Raw genomic sequence first — 854 nt, 5'->3', positions numbered from 1 at the left:
CTTGGCAAGCCGCGAATATTTCAGTCGTAAAAATACCGAGCTTATCGAGCTAAATTGTGAGCATTTCAAAGAAGTGACTCGAACGGTGGAATCTGGCCATGCTGATTACGGTGTGCTGCCCATCGAAAACACCAGCGCGGGCTCGATCAAGGAAGTATATGACCTACTACAACACACCACGCTGTATATTGTTGGTGAGCTGACTCAACCTATCGAGCATTGCTTAGTTGCAACGAAAGACATTCGACTCGAAGACATCAAAACACTGTACTCGCATCCGCAACCGCACCAACAGTGCAGCGAATTCTTAAGCCGTATGAAAGGCGTGAAACTTGAGTCTTGCGCAAGCACAGCAGACGCGATGCAAAAAGTCCAAGAGATGAATCGTGATGATGTGGCCGCAATTGGTAATGCTTCAAGTGGTAAGTTGTACGGCCTGCAAGCGATCCAAGGCAACATCGCAAACCAAACCGAAAACCACACGCGCTTTATTGTCGTCGCGCGTAAACCAGTTGAAGTCTCGACGCAAATTCCAGCCAAAACGACGTTGATTATGTCGACCTCCCAGGAAGCGGGCTCATTGGTTGAAACTCTACTGGTACTGCAACGCTACGGCATCAATATGACTAAGTTAGAATCGCGTCCAATCATGGGTAATCCGTGGGAAGAAATGTTCTACGTTGATCTAGAAGCGCACCTAGGCTCAACCGAAATGCAGCAAGCATTGCAAGAGCTAACAAAAATCACTAAACACTTGAAAGTACTGGGTTGTTATCCAAGCGAAAACATCAAACCAACGCAAGTGAAATTGAGCTATTAGACATCGATGAGTAAAAAGATCATGGCAACCCAAA

At 46.4% G+C, this 854-nt stretch carries 1 protein-coding gene; it reads left to right on the top strand.

The window, feature by feature from the left end:
* Positions 1-820 (top strand): prephenate dehydratase domain-containing protein (locus tag R8O10_RS24435; RefSeq protein ID WP_318191849.1); only part of this gene is annotated, 820 nt, incomplete at its 5' end.
* Between the last annotated feature and the right edge of the window lie 34 nt (positions 821-854).

Origin of the sequence: Vibrio sp. 1727 (assembly GCF_033344415.1) — a bacterium.
Taxonomy (GTDB): Bacteria; Pseudomonadota; Gammaproteobacteria; order Enterobacterales; family Vibrionaceae; genus Vibrio; species Vibrio alginolyticus.
The sequence above is the reverse complement of the archived record's forward strand: the minus strand, read 5'-3'. Positions and strand labels throughout refer to the sequence as shown.